Genomic DNA, 18,142 nt, shown 5'->3' with positions numbered 1-18,142 from the left:
GTTATACTTTCTTTTTTGCTTGGGTAACCACAAAATCTTTTAGGTAAAAAGGTTCAAAGTATGCAACATCTACAAAATCATTTTCCCTGAAAGCAGCGAAAGCCAGTGCAGACATATATTTTGCCGAATTAAAATTATTGAGATCAAAAATGGCATGTTGATGCTGAATTGCAGCCTGGCATTTTGCCGCACCATCACCCAAAAATACGATAGAATTTGCTTCTAAAAATTCGGCAAAACTTCTTTCCTCAATAATCTCTGCAGCAGTTGGTAAAATATTCTCTATAGAAGGTTTAAACAAAGCGGTATATACTTCCATTCTACGCGCATCAATCATCGGGCAGATTAAACCAGAAAAATCAGGATTTTCAAAAGCAAATCCCGCAGCCATCATTCTTAAGGTTTCAACAGCAATTAAAGGAATGCCCAATGCATAAGCCAAACCTTTAGCCGTAGAAACACCAATACGCAAACCTGTGTAAGAACCCGGCCCTTTACTTACCGATATGGCATCTAAATCGCTAAAGTTTACCTTGCACGAAGCAAGCAATTCTTCAATAAATAAAGTTAAACGGCTGGCATGTAAATTCTGCCCATGTTCTTCTTTTACTGCGAGAGTATTTCCATCAATTGATAATGCAACCGAACACACGGCAGTTGCGCTTTCTATCTGAAGTATTTTAGCCATGCGGCAAAGATAAGCGAAAAGCTGAAAGGTAAAAGAAAGGCAAAAATCAAATTTTAACTAATTCACAAATGAACCATTGCCCATAAACGAAATGCGTTAAGGCACCGGATCATGACCGTGTTTGCCCCAGGGATGGCAACGGCCAATACGTTTTAGCGCCATCCAACCGCCTTTAAACGGGCCATATTTGCGGATTGCTTCTATTCCATACTGAGAACAGGTTGGCGTAAAACGGCAGTTTGCTCCAAGCATTGGCGAAATGGCATATTGGTAAACCTTTATAAGGGCTAAAAAAAACCAGCTAAATACTTTGTTGATGATTTTCATCTGGCTTATGTAAGTCTTTAAAACGTTTAAAAACGCCCAATAATTTTTTCTCCAGAAACGCAAATGGATACTTGTCTTTTCCAACAAACTGAATGGCAAATAAAAGCAAACCTTTATCTGTTGGCAATGCCTTATAAAAAGCTTCTTGTTTATGCAGGCGATATGCCTCTTTGATCCGTCTTTTGAGTAAATTACGGTCTACAGCCCTTTTATAGCGTTTCTTTGGTACGTTGATAACGACCTGAACGGGAACATCCATCGTTTCATCAACGAAAATGTAAGAAATACGAAAAGGATATAATAAAAAAGAAGAACCGTTTTTGAACAGCAGACCCAAATGTTTCTTGCTGCATAACCGTTCTTCTTTTCGAAATGTGTACATATTTTTGATTGATATTTGCAGATTTTGATCTGCCGATCCCGGAAAACCGGAAAGCAATCAAAAATTATGCTTTATGCTTGCGCTCGTCAGAAACTGTTAATCTTTTTCTTCCTTTAGCACGACGTGATGCTAATACCCGTCTGCCGTTAGCTGTTGCCATTCTTTCGCGGAAGCCGTGTTTATTTCTTCTCTTTCTTTGCGAAGGTTGGAATGTTCTTTTCATGACTGTATATTATCTGTTGTAATTTTTAAATTAAGAGGTGCAAATATAAAGCGATTTTTATATAAATGCAAATCCCTTTTGATTTTATTTTCAAATGAAAAGCAAATTTAGCAATTCTTTTGAAAATTCAATCCCGCCCCCGCTTTTGCTGCCAGAAAAAGGCAGCATCCCGCTACGGTCGGGTTTAGTAAATTCGGTGCAGAATACAATTAAAGCCAGTTTTAAAACCCAATATCTATTCCACTCTCCTACTAAAACCTACAGGCATTATTTTTTTCCACATCCATTAAAAAGATGTTTATCTAACGTTTTTACAAAAAAATAAAACCTTATAAACCCAAAGCAGCTTTCAATTTGGTGTATCCGGTTTTACTTACCGGCAACCAGATATCTGATTTAAGCAATACGATATAACTATCTTTTTCTTTCAATTCTATTTTGGTTACTTGCGCAAGATTAATGATATAAGATCGATGTATCCGTATAAAAAGTGCCGGATCTAAAGTCTGCTCAAAATAAGACATTGTTTTATTTTTATAGAAAGAACCATCAACCGTGTTCAGTTTTACATAATCATCATCGGCCTCAAGATAATTAATATCTACCGTTGGAATAATTTTAATTACACCATCCTTTTTAACAACAACACGGTTATTTTGCGCCGGACTTAATGCCGCAGCTTCCAAAACAGCCTCTGTATTATCTGTCTGTTTTAAACGGGCTGGAAGTTTCTCCATAGCTGCATCAAAACGGCTCTTATCAATTGGTTTAAGCAAATAATCTACAGCATTTACTTCAAAAGCTTTAATTGCAAACTCATCAAAAGCAGTTGTGAATATAACGGCAGGTTTGTTTTCTACCAGTTCGAGCATTTCAAATCCGGTAATTTTTGGCATCTGAATATCCAAAAATATCAAATCTGGTTTATGTAAAGCAATTGCTTTTAAACCTTCAAAACCATCCGGACATTCTGCTACAACTTCAATCTCAGGATGATCAGACAGATAAAACTTTACAATATCGCGGGCAAGTGGTTCATCGTCAATTAGAATCGTTCTGATCATTTTTCTGTGGGATTTTTAGCGTTGTAATATATACATTATTTGCCTCAATTTCGGTCTGCAACAACTGCGGATTGGCAAACAATAAGTATAATCTACGCTTAATTGCGGTTAAGCCAAATCCGGTTCCGCCGGTTGCTTTCATTTCCGGATCAAAAGGGTTCTGAACACGCAATTGCAAAATATGCTGATCATGCGTTACATCAACCCGGATGGTTATTGCAGAAGAAGTATTGTATAAACCAAATTTAATGGCATTTTCTACAATAGGTTGCAATAAGGTTCCAGGCAAACACATTTTGTGTGTCTCTTCATCTACATTTACTTCAATATTTAAACGGTGGCTAAAGCGCACTTTTTCAATATCTAAATACAACTGAATGTATTCCATTTCTTCTTCAACACTTACCCACAATTCGTCATCGCGTTTTAGTGTTCCGCGTAAAAAAGACGCCAGTTTAGTAATCATTACGCCGGCTTCTTTGGGGTTTACCATTGTTAAAGCAAAAACAGAATTTAAACTGTTAAACAAAAAATGAGGCTGCAACTGGTGCCTCAATTTGTTCAGCTCTGCTTCTTTTGCCAGATTTTGGGTAGTAAGCAAACGCTCTTGCGCTTCAGATTGCTCTTCTAACTTGTACCACAACATATTCGCTACACCACACCATACCAAGCACATAAAAGTTAGCAATACCCGAAATGAAAAAGAAAACTGATAAAAATCCAGGTAATTGGAAAAATCTGTAAAAAGCCACAACAATACGTATCTTGCCACATACACGGCAACAGCAGTTAAGGCAGCTGCAACCACTGTAACATATAAAAATCGTTCTTTTTTGGGTTGATAATATCCCAGCATATTGCTTAAACTGATACAGGCAAGTGCCAATAAAACATTGCTTATTGTGCTATCTGCAAAAGAAATTACCCACGAAAATTTTATTCCGTAATGCAAGCCCAAAGCACACAAAACCAGCCACGCCACAATAATAAGCGCAGCTGATTTTTGTATTTTCGGTATAGATAAAGGTCTAACGGTCAAAGCCTTTTTGTTTTGGTTAAAAAGATAGTTTAGTTACAAAGCCTTATACTTTGTTTTGAGTTTTTTAGGCAGAAATCCAGAATGATTTAGAAACTTTTAATCTCTATACCGCCAAACATTGCGGTTCCATCCAATACCAATGTTTTCTGTATTTCTTCTACTTGTATGTATTGCGCACGTTTATCTTCTACGCTTCCAAACAATGCGGTAACATTTGACTTTATCGCCCAATTTTGCGGAACAATTAGTTTTATACCACCAAAAACTGCGGTAATATCAAGCGTTACAGTATTTTCAAATTCGGTTTGAGTTAAGTTGATGTCGGCACCGCCAAAAACAGCGGTAACATCTCCCCCTTTAAAATTTTTAGAATATATAGTTTGGTGACTTCCACCAAAAACAGACATTACATCCAACACATCATTACTTCCATTTTCGGCATCACTTTGTGCGCTTTCAAAATCAAATTTCTTTTTATATTTCTGCTTATTTTTTCTGTTTAAGCTAGATGATTTTGGTCTTACAATTAAAAAGAAACCAATAATGACCAGTGCAAAACCTGCAGCATATTTAGACAAATCTACATCCAAATCTAAACGGTTAAGCGTGCCGTAAATACCCAGCAGCAGTAAAATCAGCCAGCCTATACCTCTAAATTGTTTTCGCGCGCCTACAAAGAGCCCCAAAAGAATCATCAGTGTAGACCAACTAAAAATCCAGCCTGGTATACGTAATCCTAAATTATTGAGTAAAAACCCAACGCCCATGAGCAAGATGATTACACCTCCCCAAACCCGGCCTGAGTTTTTTATATTGTTATCGTAATTTTCCATGTGTGTATTAACTTACGCTTCAAAAGTATTTATTAAAATGAAAATGACTAATAGCTAAAGTCTGATAAAAGGAAAAACCACGGTAAACGGCGTAATTTTATCGGTGAAAATTATTTTAAATTCTGAGGAGATGAAGCCCACGTTTATTTATGGGTTGGTATGCTTACCAAAAGAAACTATAACCAGGCAAAAAATCTGTCGGTGAGACACCGACCGATAGATGATATATTGCCTATAGGTTGGTGATCCAACCAACCGAAACTATACCAGTCAGAAAACCTGTCGGTGAGATACCTGCCGATATATGATATTTTACTTATCGGTTGCTTTCCCCACCAAACAAAACTATAAACAGTCATAAAACCTGTCGGTAAAACACCGACCGATAGATGATATTTTACTTATCGGTTGCTTTCCCCACCAAACAAAACTATAAACAGTCATAAAACCTGTCGGTAAAACACCGACCGATAGATGATATTTTACTTATCGGTTGCTGTCCCCACCAACCGAAACTATAACCAGTCAGAAAATCAATCAATGAAACACCGGCCGATAGATGATATTTTACTTATCGGTTGCTGTCCCCACCAACCGAAACTATAACCAGTCAGAAAATCAATCAATGAAACACCGGCCGATAGATGATATTTTGCCTATAGGTTGGTGTCCCCACCAACCGAAACTATAACCAATAATAAAATCAATCAATGAGACACCGGCCGATAGATGATATTTTACTTATCGGTTGCTGTCCCCACCAACCGAAACTATAACCAGTCAGAAAATCAATCAATGAAACACCGGCCGATAGATGATATTTTGCCTATAGGTTGGTGTCCCCACCAACAGAAACTATAACCAATCATAAAATCAATCAATGAGACACCGGCCGATAGATGATATTTTATTTATCGGTTGCTGTCCCCACCAACCGAAACTATAACCAATCATAAAATCAATCAATGAGACACCGGCCGAAAGATGATATTTTGCCTATAGGTTGGTGTCCCCACCAACAGAAAATATAAACAGTTAAAAAATCAATCAATTAGACACCGGCCGATAGATGATATTTTACTTATCGGTTGCTTTCCCCACCAAACAAAACTATAAACAGTCATAAAACCTGTCGGTAAAACACCGACCGATAGATGATATTTTACTTATCGGTTGCTGTCCCCACCAACCGAAACTATAACCAGTCAGAAAATCAATCAATGAAACACCGGCCGATAGATGATATTTTACTTATCGGTTGCTGTCCCCACCAACCGAAACTATAACCAGTCAGAAAATCAATCAATGAAACACCGGCCGATAGATGATATTTTGCCTATAGGTTGGTGTCCCCACCAACCGAAACTATAACCAATAATAAAATCAATCAATGAAACACCGGCCGATAGATGATATTTTACTTATCGGTTGCTGTCCCCACCAACCGAAACTATAACCAGTCAGAAAATCAATCAATGAAACACCGGCCGATAGATGATATTTTGCCTATAGGTTGGTGTCCCCACCAACAGAAACTATAACCAATCATAAAATCAATCAATGAGACACCGGCCGATAGATGATATTTTACTTATCGGTTGCTGTCCCCACCAACAGAAACTATAAACAGTTAAAAAATCAATCAATTAGACACCGGCCGATAGATGATATTTTACTTATCGGTTGCTTTCCCCACCAACCGAAACTATAACCAGTCAGAAAATCAATCAATGAGACACCGGCCGAAAGATGATATATTGCCTATCGGTTGCTGTCCCCACCAACAGAAACTATAAACAGTTAAAAAATCAATCAATGAGACACCGGCCGAAAGATGATATATTGCTTATCGGTTGCTTTCCCCACCAACCGAAACTATAACCAGTCAGAAAATCAATCAATGAAACACCGGCCGATAGATGATATTTTACTTATCGGTTGGTGTCCCCACCAACCGAAACTATAAACAGTTTAAAAATCAATCAATGAGACACCGACCGATAGATGCTATTTTGCCTATCGGTTGGTGTCCCCACCAACCGACACTATAACCAATCAAAAAATCAATCAATGAGACACCGACCGATAGATGCTATTTTGCCTATCGGTTGGTGTCCCCACCAACCGACACTATAACCAATCAAAAAATCAATCAATGAGACACCGGCCGATAAATAATATTATTTTATATCTTAAGCACATGAAATTCTTACTCACGCTAATTTTACTCGCCTTTTATAGTGCTACAATTGCTCAAGATTTAACAAATCATTACAAAATTTACGATGTAAAAAAACGATCCATTGTTTCTCTTAACGAACTCATCTCAGCTATGGATAAAACAGATGTGCTATTCTTTGGCGAAGACCACAACGATTCTATTGCACACGTTCTGCAAAACGAACTGTTCAAGGCAATGAGTGAAAAATACTCAATGGCCCTAAGCATGGAAATGTTTACAACGGATACGCAACCCATTATTAACGAATATCTGGATGGACTGATTTCTGAAAAAAACTTTATAAAAGAGGCACGCGCATGGCCAAATTACAAAGATTACCGCCCGCTTGTAGAATATGCAAAAACACATCAACTGGAAGTGATCGGAGCAAATGCGGCCACACGCTACAGTAATGCTGTTACACTAAACGGCTTGGAAAGTCTAAAAAATTTCCCCAAAGTTTCATTAAGCTTTTTGCCTCCATTACCTATTGATACAGCTATCGGACGTTATAATGAAAAATTTAACGAAGCCATGGGCGGACACGGAACGGGAAGCATGAAGATTTACCAAACTCAAAACCTTTGGGATGCCACAATGGCCTGGTTTATCGCATCTTTTCTAAAAAACCATAAAGACACAAAAATTTTGCAACTTAACGGGCGTTTTCATAGCGATGAAAAATTAGGAACTTTGGCTAAATTGCAGAAATACAATCCGAAGCTGAAGATTTTGAATATTTCTGCTTTTTCTGATGAAGGTTTTGAAAATCCAGAATGGAAAAAATTTGAAAGTCTGGGCGACTATATTATTATAACCAATCCTTTAATTAAAAGAAGTTATTAGCAAAGAAAAGCCGCAAGCGGGATGTGACTTGCGGCTGATCATTTTTAAGCTTTCGCTTTGAGCAAATCTCTGATTTCTGTTAACAGAACCTCTTCTTTTGTTGGTGCAGCAGGTGCAGCAGGTGCCGCTTCCTGTTTCCGCTTTAATGCGTTAATTCCTTTAACCATTAAAAAGATGATAAAAGCTAAAATAAAGAAATTGATCACTTCTGTAGCAAAATTTCCCCAGGCAAATACAGGCCCGATTTTTTTAGCTTCTTCCAGAGAAAGGTTTGGATTTGCGGAATAGGCTTCACTTACTTTCGCATTCAAAGGCACATAAAAGTTTACAAAACCCTTATCGCCAATCAGCAAGCTAATAGGCGGCATAATTAAATCGTTTACCAACGATTGTACAATTTTGCCAAATGCGCCTCCGATGATCACACCGACAGCTAAGTCCACTACGTTACCCTTAATGGCAAACTCTTTAAATTCTTTTACAAATCCCATAAATTTTTCATTTTTCGATGATATATTTATAAAAGTAGCAAACATATTTTTGATTGCAAATGTTTAGGGAATAATTTAAAAACCCGCCAAATAGACTACAATTGGATTTATTGGAAAAATATCTGCGATCAATTGTTTATTTTTGTCGCCAATCTTTATGAAATACTATGCTGAAGCAACATCTACAACAAAAATTACTACAAAAACTATCACCACAGCAAATACAGTTTATCAAATTGCTGCAGGTGCCAACTGTTGCTTTAGATACGCGTATTAAAGAAGAACTGGAAGAAAATCCGGCGCTCGAAGATCCAAGTTTGATGACTCAGGAAGAACCTAAAAGCGAATATGACGATCTAAACGAAGGCCCGGAAGAGTATGAACAATCTCAGGAAGAAAGCATGGACGAATTTAATGTTGATGACTATCTTCAGGATGATAATTCTAACGACTACAGCACCAATTATAATAATGGCGATGATGATGAAGAAAAGAAAGAAACGCCAATTGCAATAGAAAGTACTTTTTTTGAAAGCTTACAGGAACAACTGGATCTGGTTCCTCTATCGGATCAGGATTTTGTTGTTGGTAAACAGATCATCGGCAGTTTAGATGATGATGGATACCTGCGCAGACCTTTAAGTTCTATGATTGATGATCTGGCTTTCTCGCAAAACGTTATGGTCGAGGAAGAAGATGTTCTGGAAATGTTAAAGCTCATCCAAAGTTTTGATCCTCCGGGCATTGGCGCACGCGATTTAAAAGAGTGTTTGCTTATCCAGTTAAAAAGAAAAGACCAAAGCAACCCAACCATTATTAAAGCGATAAATGTTGTAGAAAACTACCTTGATGAGTTTACACGCAAACATTATGATAAGCTGGAGAAAAGTTTAAATCTGAATAGTGAAGATTTGCGCGAAGTAGTGAATGAAATATTACGCTTAAACCCGAAACCTGGCGATGCCAATCAGGTTACAACCAAGCAAATGCAGATCATTCCTGATTTTCACATCAGCAACAACGATGGAATTTTGGTTTTAACGCTCAACTCAAAAAATGCACCAGAGCTTAAAATCAGTCGTTCTTACCAGGAAATGTTTGATCATTACGATAAAGCTTCTGCACGCGATAAAAAACTAAAAGAAGCTGTTCAGTTTGTTAAACAAAAACTAGATTCTGCCAAATGGTTTATTGATGCCATTAAACAGCGCCAGCAAACGCTTTTAAAAACCATGAATGCTATTATGCATTATCAGTACGAGTATTTCTTAACGGCTGATGAGCGTAAAATGCGCCCAATGATTTTGAAAGATATTGCAGACAAAATTGATATGGATATTTCTACAGTTTCGAGGGTTGCAAATTCAAAATATGTACAAACAGAATTTGGAACGTTCCTGTTAAAATCTTTTTTCTCTGAAGCCATCCAAACCGAAACCGGCGAAGAAGTTTCGAACAAAGAAGTGAAAAAAATTCTGGAAGATTGTATCGGAAATGAGGATAAACGCAAACCACTCGCCGATGAAAAGCTGACCGAAATTCTGAAAGAAAGAGGTTACAATATTGCCCGCAGAACTGTAGCGAAATACCGCGAACAAATGAATATCCCGGTTGCACGGTTAAGAAAAGAACTTTAAGATCTTGTGTTGGCGGCACCATTGTACCGCCAACACAAAAATAAATACCTTGCACAAGTAAAACCTTATTTGTGTCCACTCTAAATCTTTATCTGTATTTAGATCCTGCCGGGAAGAAAATGCTCCCTAATTTTTTTCATCTGATGCTTCAGAAATTTTCTACCACATTTTAATATAAGAAGGCACTTTGTAAATGTTGTTCAATAGAATGCCCAACACAATTTCGTGGCTTCCATTACTTACTTTACTCAATGCCGAAGTGGTAAAATCATAAGAGTACGTCAGATTAACAGTTTTACCAACATTAAAACCAACCATTCCTGAAAAAGAATCATCTTTACGATAACTTCCGCCAATCCACATGCGGTCTTTAAATGCAATTTTCATGTTCAAATCGAAGGATACCGGAACAGGATCTACGTATTTTACCATAACCGAAGGAATGGCCGAAATTTCATCATCGAAAAAGAATTTGTATCCTGCCGTAGCAAAAAAGTGTGGCACCTCACTCCCCGGATTAGACAAATTTGCGTCTGAGAAACTCAGTTTTTGAGGTAAAATTTGCTGCACAGATAATCCGGCAAACAGCCTGGCTCCATACAACCACAAACCAACGCTTAAATCAGGTTTTACCTGCCTTACAATCAAAGATGCCAATGCCGGATCATTAGGATTATCAAAGGTTAGCGCACTGCCATCCAAAGAAATACTGGAAAGTCCGGCTGCAATACCTGCGGATAAATTAAAGTTGTTACTTAATTGCAAATGATAGGCGTAGGTAAGATTTGCGTCCATCCTGGAAACCGGACCGGTTTTATCCAATACTGCAGTTACGCCCATACCGTGGTGTGCCGGAGATGCGGTATAATTTTGCGTATAATTCCGATCCATCGGATTTCCGGTTTGTTCTGGGAACGACGTCAGTGCATTGCTCCACAACTGTTGATCGCCAAGTGCCCAGTTTGCAGAAACAAAAGAGGTTGTAGGCGATTCATTTATACCCGCCCATTGCTTGCGGTAGCCGGCTTTAAAATCGAGATAATTTTCAATACCCGATAATGCTGGATTTAACAAATATTGGTTAAAAATGTATTGCGTATACTGTGGTTTTTGTTGTGCCCACGCATAATTTGAGATAATTAACACTAATATTAGAAAGTATTTTTTCAATTTATCTGATTATGGTTAAAGGTCCGGAAATGATTTTTCGCCCATTCCGGGGATTTATAATATAATAATATACGCCAACAGGCAGCAACTCATTATTGTAAGTTCCATCAAAAGGCACGGCATAACCTGTACTGGCAAAAACACGGCTACCATTTCTATTGAATACCTCAATGGTCGCATTCGGATAAGATTCTAAATACTTTATATTCCACACATCATTCACATTATCACCATTTGGTGAAAATGAATTTGGTGGATTTAACGATTGTAAGACCTTAATTAATACCTTTGAACTTGCTGTACACAAACCCGGATTACCAGTGACTGTTAGTGTATATTCTGTATCCTGATCTGGTGAGGCCACCGGGCTCATAATATTATCTGCACTCAAGCCAGTAGCTGGCGTCCATTTATATGTTAAACCTGGGCCAGTTACCTGTGTCGGAATCTTAATTTCCCCGCCTGCTAAAATATATAATGTTGAGCCTAAATCTGCTGTGGGCGACTGAAAAACTTCTACACTAGAAGTGATACTAGAACTGCAACCGTCTGCAGCCAGAAAAGTATAGGTAATTGCATGATGGCCTGCTCCGGCAACTTTTGGATTGAAATTTCCATCGGCAGATACACCGCTGCCATCACTACTATATGTTCCGATGCCAGAAATACCACTTGTCTCTGCTGCCTGAGTAAGCATAAAACTGCCTTCATTTTCACAAACCGAAGGAATTTCTGCAAAGGAAAGCACAGGAACCGGCAACAAAGTAATTGTTTTGGTTACTTCTTTTGTACAAGCAATATTATCGCCCGTGTAGCCAACAATCCGGATGGTATATGTTCTGGAACTATTTCCACCAAAAGGCGCATAGTTTAGTTCAATCTTATCTGTTGTATTCGGATATTGGATGGTTTTACTAATCTCAGAAGGTGCACCTGCGTAATCTCCGTAAATTTCGATTTTTATCACTCTGCCTACCGAAGCCGTAAATCCGTTGGTGATCACTACCGGCGAATTGCTACACAACTGACCAACGTTATCGATCGTAAAATCTGCAACATCAATTTTCCCGTTCACGGTGAAACTTTTCTCTACGGTGTTAGCGCAGCCGTTTTCATTTTTTATGGTAAGCCGAACGGTATATTCTCCCGGATTTATGTATTTGTGTTTTGCATCCTTATCTGTAGATGTATTTGGATTAGTGGCTGTTGCATACCGATCGCCAAAATCCCAGGCAAACGTAAATGTTCCGCTAGCTCCGGCAGCATCTGTAGATGTATTAACGAAAGTGGCAACAGGATCTTCAGAACAGATATCGGGCACAGTAAAATCTGGTGTCGGCAAATTGGTTATTTTAATGGTTTGCGTTGCCGAAACTGCAGAACAATCTCCATCTGAATAGACCGTTAAACTTACCTGGTAATCACCAGTTGCCAGATAACTATGCGTAAAAGGGAAACCGTCGGTTTTATCGATAGAAGTATTATCGCCAAAATCCCAATGCCATTTGGTTATTTTTGCTGTAGAAACTTTTGTAGTACTAATGGTAGATTCATTGGTAAAGATAATCGCGCTGCCAATACAACCAATAGCAGGCGCAGCAAACAATGCAACCGGTATTGGGTTAACAATTATTTGTTTAGATACAACATCTGAATAACAACCCGCGCTTGATTTAACCATCAGTTTCACTGTATATACACCATCTGCCTGGTAGGTATGTTTAGGATTTTTTTCAGTTGATGGTGTAGTTCCATCGCCGAAATCCCATTGCCATTTTTCAATAACCGTCCCTACAGAGTTTGTTGTACTTTCATCTGTAAAAGATGTTTCTGTCCCAAGACAAGGATTTTGAACCGTAGCAATTTTGGCTTGTGGCAAATCATAAATATTGAACGTATACGATGCAGTAACTTCTCCGCTGGCACAGGCGGCGCCACCGGTGGTGTGCATTACAGCGGTAATACGATGAGTACCAACTAAAGAAAAAATTTTCTCAAATGGAGACTTGTAAGTATATAATGTTTGGTCGCCAACCGTTTTACTCGAAAGCAATACCGAAGGGTTTTGTGTAATTACGGCTTCATTGTCTACCTGCCATTTGATGTAATCTACCAGATACGGCAAAGTAATATTAAAACTCAGATTTTCATTCAAACATCCATCCTGACTTTCTTCACTGGTTGAAGAATTTAATATAGTCAGGTAATTGTTAGAAGTCAGATTGGTGCCAGCAGAATAAGCATAAGATTCGGTCTGTCCGTATCCATAAGCAATCACATTAAAACCCTCATCGGCACTTAAGGTCAGGCTTAGTGCAGAGATTTGGATTTGAGCATATGCGTAAGCCGGATTTCCGACCAACGGTGTCCAGGTTGCAGGCGGGACAACGCCATTAATTTTAAAACTGCCGGTTTTGCTGGTTTTCATCAAAACATTGAGGTATTTTTCCCTAATCCTTTCCTGATCGGAAGAAAACACGGTAATGTTGTTGATGTTAAATTCAATCGAATTTAGGATAACCATATCCGGATCTCCGTTTGTACTCATTCCACCAGATAAATTGGAACAACTTACGGAGTACATGTATTGGCTTAAAATAAAATTCTGATCACTGGTTACGTAACTTCCTGTAGTTAAACGCGGCGAAGTATAAAACTCACCTTTTTGCAAAGTGGCAACCAGGTTTCCATCGTGATAAATGTGGCTGTTATTTGTTACGGCTACGGCGCGATAAAAGTAAGCCTGACTGTTAAAGGGCACAATTCCATAGGTTTTACCCAAACTGGAAAGGCTGTACAATTGCTGGAAAAGCGGATCGGAACCAGAAGGCCGATTACACTCTCCGATGGTCATATTTGAACTTCCGGAGAAAGCAGCAAATCGTTTGCAAGATGAATTTTCAGAATTGGTTTCAATAAATACTCCCGTGAGGTCACTCCCATCGGTTGCTAAATATTCGTAAACGTCGCCTTTTTTAGGAAGTACGATATCAATTGTTCCACCACTTTTTTCATGAAGAATTAAATTGGTATCGTCTTCTGCGGCAACTACCGAAAGAAAGTTGGCGCCCGTAGAGCTGGTTTGCGTGTAATTAACCGAGTAATAGCTTTGTCCTAGTGTTTCAAAAGGCAAGATTAAGGAAGCCGCAGATCGGTTTCCAGCGTAAATGTGTGCGTAAGCAGAAACTTTTTCTTTCCCTTCGGGAACAACAATATGAATACCTCTGGAGGTTAGCGTTTTATTGCGATCACTAACATCAATGTAAGCGTTACTTCGCTGAACAGGAATTCCAACCGCGGTATTTGCGGCGACAGCAACAATGCCAGAGTCAAAGGTTCCACAGGTTACCTGAACCTGGGTATCGTATTTTGAGGTTACAAAAACTACAATTTCTGCAAGTGTGGTATTTGAACTAGGCACATGTGTTGGAAAAACCGACCAAAAATCTGTGCCTTCATTGGATACATTCTGACCAAAAACCTGCCCCCAAAACGAGAGCAATAAGAGGAAAACTAATAATCCAATCTTATTCATTACACTGAATTGCTTGCTTGAGGTTTGTGCTTTGGTTTACAATTGAATGCAATATACCACAAATCAAATAGAAGCAAAACAAGTCTAAGAAAATTAACATTATTTACCGAAAATGTATAATTTCCAGAAATATTGTCACGTTATAATCTGATATTCACGATGCTATTCAGGATCAATTTTCTCCTGGTAATTTTTGGCTTGCTTATCTGCTTCAGGGTCATTTTCCGATTTAGGTTCCAGATTTTCATCTAAACGTTCATTCCATTGATCCAAGCCATCAACAGGTTTCGGCTGCGCCGCTGTCGTCTCTTTTTCAGGTGTGTTATCCGCTTTCATATTTCGTTTTTGTAAAACAACATTACCCTGCAAAAAATGTTTGCCAGACTTAATTCAGTTAAAATTTCAAACTATGTAAATTGATTTTTGTGTTCCATTAATTACACTGCAATGATCAATTTTTGAAGGGGTTTAGAAACCATAGTGTACATTTAGGCGTTTCTAAAATAAAAGATATTATGGCAACTGCACAGCAAATTAAAGCGGCGTATATCGATTACGTACTCACCAATAATGAACAACCTAAATCGGTCTATAGCTTTGTTAAAAAGCTTAAAATAGCAGAAGCTGAATTTTACCAGTTTTATGCTTCATTTGAAAGTATCGAAAAAAACATTTGGTTTGAACTGACATTTGAAACCATTACTAAAATTAAAGAACAGGAAGTTTGGCAGCAGTACACCTCCAGAGAACGTGCGCTATCTTTCTTTTACAGCTATGTAGAAAACCTGAAAAGTCAGCGCAGTTTTGTCGTTTATAGTTTAAAAAAGAACACCGGCAAGTTTGCAACACCCGAAGTTTTATCTGGCGTGAAGCCCATTTTTGAACATTTCGCAGAAGAACTTATTGGCGAAGGTCTAGAAAGTGGAGAACTTGCAGAACGCCGCTTTTTCAGTAAGCGTTACAAAGATGCTTTATGGATACAATTTGCTTTTATACTGAATTTCTGGATTCACGATGATAGTGATGGCTTTGAAAAAACCGACGAAGCAATTGAAAAAGGAATTAATGTCACCTTCGATTTATTTCAGCATTCTCCGATCGATAACCTGATCGATTACGGAAAATTCTTATCAAGAAATGGCAAGTTTAAGGAAAACATGGGATTTAAAAATTAATGAAAACACAAAAAAGCATTCCTACAACCAAAGTAGAACGTTCGGCGAAATTCGTCAAAACCGGATTTCAGATTGGTGGCAATTACATTAAGCATTATTCTAAAAAAATTTTCAATCCAGAGCTAGACCGCACCGAGCTGAATGAGGACAATGCAACAGATATTTACAATTCTTTGAGCGAATTAAAAGGCAGCGCATTAAAGATTGCTCAAATGCTGAGTATGGATAAAAATATTCTGCCTAAATCTTACGTCGATAAATTTACGCAATCCCAATACAATGCGCCGCCACTTTCGGGTCCGTTAATTGTGCGCACTTTTACCAAGATTTTCGGCAAATCTCCAGAACAGATTTACGATAAATTTGACCTTAATTCTACAAATGCGGCGTCTATTGGCCAAGTGCATCAAGCAATGCTTAATGGACAAAAACTTGCAGTAAAAATTCAATATCCGGGTGTTGGCGATAGTATTTCTTCTGATTTAAAACTGGTTAAACCTTTCGCTTTCCGTTTGCTGGGCATGTCTGAGCGCGAATTGAATATTTACATTGCCGAAGTAGAAGAGCGTTTACTCGAAGAAACCGATTATGAATTAGAAGTTAAACGCTCAATTGAGTTTTCTGAAGCATGTAAAAACCTCGAAAATGTGGTTTTCCCGGAATACTTCCCGGCATTATCCGGAAAACGAATTATTACCATGAGCTGGATTGATGGCTTACACCTGAAAGAGTTTCTTAAAACCAATCCTTCTCAAACATTAAGAAATAAAATTGGCCAGGCACTCTGGGATTTTTATAATTTCCAACAACACCATTTACGGGCTGTACATGCAGACCCGCATCCGGGTAATTTCTTAATTACGGAAAATGAAAAACTTGGTGTAATTGATTTCGGATGTATTAAAGAAATGCCAGACGATTTTTATGTTCCTTTTTTCTCGCTCATTTCCACAGATGTTATTCGCGATAAAATAAAAACCATCCAGGCATTCAGGCAGTTGGATATGATTCATCAAGACGATACTCCTAAGCAGATTGAGTTTTATTACAGTGCTTATCTGGAAATGATTGAATTGTTTGCCAAACCTTACCTGGGTACAGAATTTGATTTTAGCGAAAATGATTTTTTTGAACGTTTATACCACTACGGAGAAAAAATTGCCAAAATGCCCGAATTTAAACAAGCCAGAGGTGTTAAACATTTTATTTATGTTAACCGAACCAATTTTGGTTTATACACCATTTTGCATGAGCTTAAAGCGACCGTGCGCACGGATACTTATAAACCAACACTGTAAAATCAGGCATTGCGTTTTACAGTATCAATCATATCATCCAAATCAAATGGTTTCTCAATATAATCGTCTGCTTTGCAGTTTTCTGCTTCTTCTGGCAGTTGTGAAGATGTAGAAGTTAAAACGGCAGAAACATCTTCCGTTTCCGGATCAGATTTAAGTTCGTTAATTATTTCTGATCCTTTTTTCTTCCCTTTAATGTGGTCATCAATCACCACAACATCCGGATCAATTTCTTCGATGTTATCGATTGGCTCAGTTGTTAACGACGCCGTAACATCAAACCCCTCTTCATCCAATACGTGATCCATAATATCGAGGATATCTTTATTATCCTGAATGAGCACAACCTTTTTCTTCATATACTGCAACCAAAAATTTCTTCTAAAGATAATAAAAAGCAACAATTCATTTAATGCTGATCACAGAAATTTAAGTCATAATAATATGAACCCTTTTTGGTCTTCAATAAATGCCTGTTCGTCGATTATAATTTGCCAGATGTATAAAAGGACAGAAAAGCCTGCAACGTTTTTATCATCGTTGCGTCTTATCATCAAAACAAAAACAATTAGAAAAAACATTTGCACCCAATATCTAAATCAAAATATTATGAAAACCTCGATCAAAACCCTTATCGCTTCTTCATTAACAGCAATCGTATTGTCTACCTCTATTTTTGCCGCAAACGCGTCGGCATTTGAGAAAACTATGACAAAGGAAAGTCCGGCAAAAAACTTCAAAAGAGTTTCTGTAAAAGGAAATGTAGAAGTTACTTTAGTGCAACGCAGTTACGAAGGTGTTTCTTATGCTGATGACAATATCGGAACAGCAAAAATTGTTCAGGACGGAGACGCGTTAAAAATCAATGCCGCAGATAATACACCAGTAAAACTGATTGTTTATGTAAATGATCTTTTCAGGATTCAGGCAACAGACAATGCGGTAGTTAAAACCGAAGGAAAATTGACCACAAAATTTCTTCAAATCTTTTTAAGCGGCAATGCACGCGCAGATATCTACACCAGCACAGAAAGTTTATATACTGTAATTAAAGATCTGGCTGATCTTAAACTTAGCGGATCTACCGATAGCCATACGCTAGTGATGACAAAAACGCCGAAATTAACAATTGATCGTTTTGCAGCTTTAAAAACCAACATCAGTGCGATTGACACCTTCGCAGTTGGAACAGAAGTGGCTATGTATTAACCAT

General features: G+C 38.1%; 17 protein-coding genes. 5 read left to right on the top strand and 12 right to left on the bottom strand.

Annotation, left to right across the window (positions count from 1 at the left end):
* Position 1: 1 nt before the first annotated feature.
* From tsaB to ACJVDH_RS04945, 7 genes are all read right to left on the bottom strand, one after another.
* Positions 2 to 688 (bottom strand): tRNA (adenosine(37)-N6)-threonylcarbamoyltransferase complex dimerization subunit type 1 TsaB, encoded by a 687-nt coding sequence (tsaB, locus tag ACJVDH_RS04975; RefSeq protein ID WP_443946468.1) that lies wholly within the window; start codon positions 686 to 688, stop codon positions 2 to 4.
* A gap of 96 nt (positions 689 to 784) precedes the next feature.
* Complete coding sequence (yidD, locus tag ACJVDH_RS04970; protein ID WP_443946467.1) at positions 785 to 1,015, bottom strand: membrane protein insertion efficiency factor YidD; 231 nt, start codon at positions 1,013 to 1,015, stop codon at positions 785 to 787.
* Positions 990 to 1,397 carry a ribonuclease P protein component gene (locus tag ACJVDH_RS04965; RefSeq protein ID WP_443946466.1) on the bottom strand — a complete coding sequence of 136 codons (408 nt, stop codon included), beginning with the start codon at positions 1,395 to 1,397 and terminating at the stop codon, positions 990 to 992. The genes yidD and ACJVDH_RS04965 overlap by 26 nt, the downstream gene beginning before the upstream one ends.
* A gap of 64 nt (positions 1,398 to 1,461) precedes the next feature.
* Entirely contained in the window at positions 1,462 to 1,620 is a 159-nt protein-coding gene (gene rpmH, locus ACJVDH_RS04960; RefSeq protein WP_090883778.1) for a 50S ribosomal protein L34, read from the bottom strand.
* A 329-nt stretch (positions 1,621 to 1,949) separates the two neighbouring features.
* A complete protein-coding gene (locus ACJVDH_RS04955; protein WP_443946465.1) occupies positions 1,950 to 2,684 on the bottom strand; it encodes a LytR/AlgR family response regulator transcription factor in 735 nt (244 codons plus the stop codon).
* The gene (locus ACJVDH_RS04950) at positions 2,662 to 3,723 is read right to left on the bottom strand and encodes a sensor histidine kinase (RefSeq protein WP_443946464.1); all 1,062 of its coding nucleotides are present in this window, start codon (positions 3,721 to 3,723) and stop codon (positions 2,662 to 2,664) included. Before ACJVDH_RS04950 ends, ACJVDH_RS04955 begins: the two co-directional genes overlap by 23 nt.
* Positions 3,724 to 3,809: 86 nt before the next feature.
* Complete coding sequence (locus tag ACJVDH_RS04945; protein ID WP_443946463.1) at positions 3,810 to 4,556, bottom strand: LiaF transmembrane domain-containing protein; 747 nt, start codon at positions 4,554 to 4,556, stop codon at positions 3,810 to 3,812.
* 2,200 nt (positions 4,557 to 6,756) lie between these two features.
* Between ACJVDH_RS04945 and ACJVDH_RS04940 the strand changes: the two genes are divergently transcribed.
* Positions 6,757 to 7,623 carry a ChaN family lipoprotein gene (locus ACJVDH_RS04940; protein ID WP_443946462.1) on the top strand — a complete coding sequence of 289 codons (867 nt, stop codon included), beginning with the start codon at positions 6,757 to 6,759 and terminating at the stop codon, positions 7,621 to 7,623.
* Between the two features lie 44 nt (positions 7,624 to 7,667).
* Here ACJVDH_RS04940 and mscL read toward each other — a convergent pair whose 3' ends face one another.
* On the bottom strand, positions 7,668 to 8,114 hold the full coding sequence (mscL, locus tag ACJVDH_RS04935) for a large conductance mechanosensitive channel protein MscL (protein WP_443946461.1): 447 nt from the start codon (positions 8,112 to 8,114) through the stop codon (positions 7,668 to 7,670).
* Between the two features lie 167 nt (positions 8,115 to 8,281).
* On the opposite strand from mscL, the gene rpoN reads away from it, so the two are divergent.
* Positions 8,282 to 9,751 (top strand): RNA polymerase factor sigma-54, encoded by a 1,470-nt coding sequence (rpoN, locus tag ACJVDH_RS04930; protein WP_443946460.1) that lies wholly within the window; start codon positions 8,282 to 8,284, stop codon positions 9,749 to 9,751.
* Between the two features lie 159 nt (positions 9,752 to 9,910).
* Here rpoN and ACJVDH_RS04925 read toward each other — a convergent pair whose 3' ends face one another.
* The 3 genes from ACJVDH_RS04925 to ACJVDH_RS04915 form a co-directional block, all read right to left on the bottom strand.
* The gene (locus ACJVDH_RS04925; RefSeq protein ID WP_443946459.1) at positions 9,911 to 10,921 is read right to left on the bottom strand and encodes a PorP/SprF family type IX secretion system membrane protein; all 1,011 of its coding nucleotides are present in this window, start codon (positions 10,919 to 10,921) and stop codon (positions 9,911 to 9,913) included.
* A 1-nt stretch (position 10,922) separates the two neighbouring features.
* Complete coding sequence (locus ACJVDH_RS04920) at positions 10,923 to 14,456, bottom strand: PKD domain-containing protein (RefSeq protein ID WP_443946458.1); 3,534 nt, start codon at positions 14,454 to 14,456, stop codon at positions 10,923 to 10,925.
* A gap of 162 nt (positions 14,457 to 14,618) precedes the next feature.
* Positions 14,619 to 14,792: a hypothetical protein gene (locus ACJVDH_RS04915; RefSeq protein WP_443946457.1), complete on the bottom strand. Its 174-nt coding sequence runs from the start codon at positions 14,790 to 14,792 to the stop codon at positions 14,619 to 14,621.
* Between the two features lie 179 nt (positions 14,793 to 14,971).
* Between ACJVDH_RS04915 and ACJVDH_RS04910 the strand changes: the two genes are divergently transcribed.
* Positions 14,972 to 15,631, top strand: coding sequence for a TetR family transcriptional regulator C-terminal domain-containing protein (locus tag ACJVDH_RS04910; RefSeq protein ID WP_443946456.1), 660 nt, complete (start codon positions 14,972 to 14,974; stop codon positions 15,629 to 15,631).
* Entirely contained in the window at positions 15,631 to 16,929 is a 1,299-nt protein-coding gene (locus tag ACJVDH_RS04905) for an ABC1 kinase family protein (protein WP_443946455.1), read from the top strand. The genes ACJVDH_RS04910 and ACJVDH_RS04905 overlap by 1 nt, the downstream gene beginning before the upstream one ends.
* 2 nt (positions 16,930 to 16,931) lie before the next feature.
* Here ACJVDH_RS04905 and ACJVDH_RS04900 read toward each other — a convergent pair whose 3' ends face one another.
* Entirely contained in the window at positions 16,932 to 17,288 is a 357-nt protein-coding gene (locus tag ACJVDH_RS04900) for a response regulator (protein ID WP_443946454.1), read from the bottom strand.
* Positions 17,289 to 17,538: 250 nt separating this feature from the next.
* Between ACJVDH_RS04900 and ACJVDH_RS04895 the strand changes: the two genes are divergently transcribed.
* A complete protein-coding gene (locus tag ACJVDH_RS04895; RefSeq protein WP_443946453.1) occupies positions 17,539 to 18,138 on the top strand; it encodes a GIN domain-containing protein in 600 nt (199 codons plus the stop codon).
* The last annotated feature ends 4 nt before the right edge of the window (positions 18,139 to 18,142 follow it).

The organism is Pedobacter terrestris (assembly GCF_052343045.1).
Taxonomy (GTDB): domain Bacteria; phylum Bacteroidota; class Bacteroidia; order Sphingobacteriales; family Sphingobacteriaceae; genus Pedobacter.
This window is presented reverse-complemented; position numbering and strand designations above follow the sequence as displayed.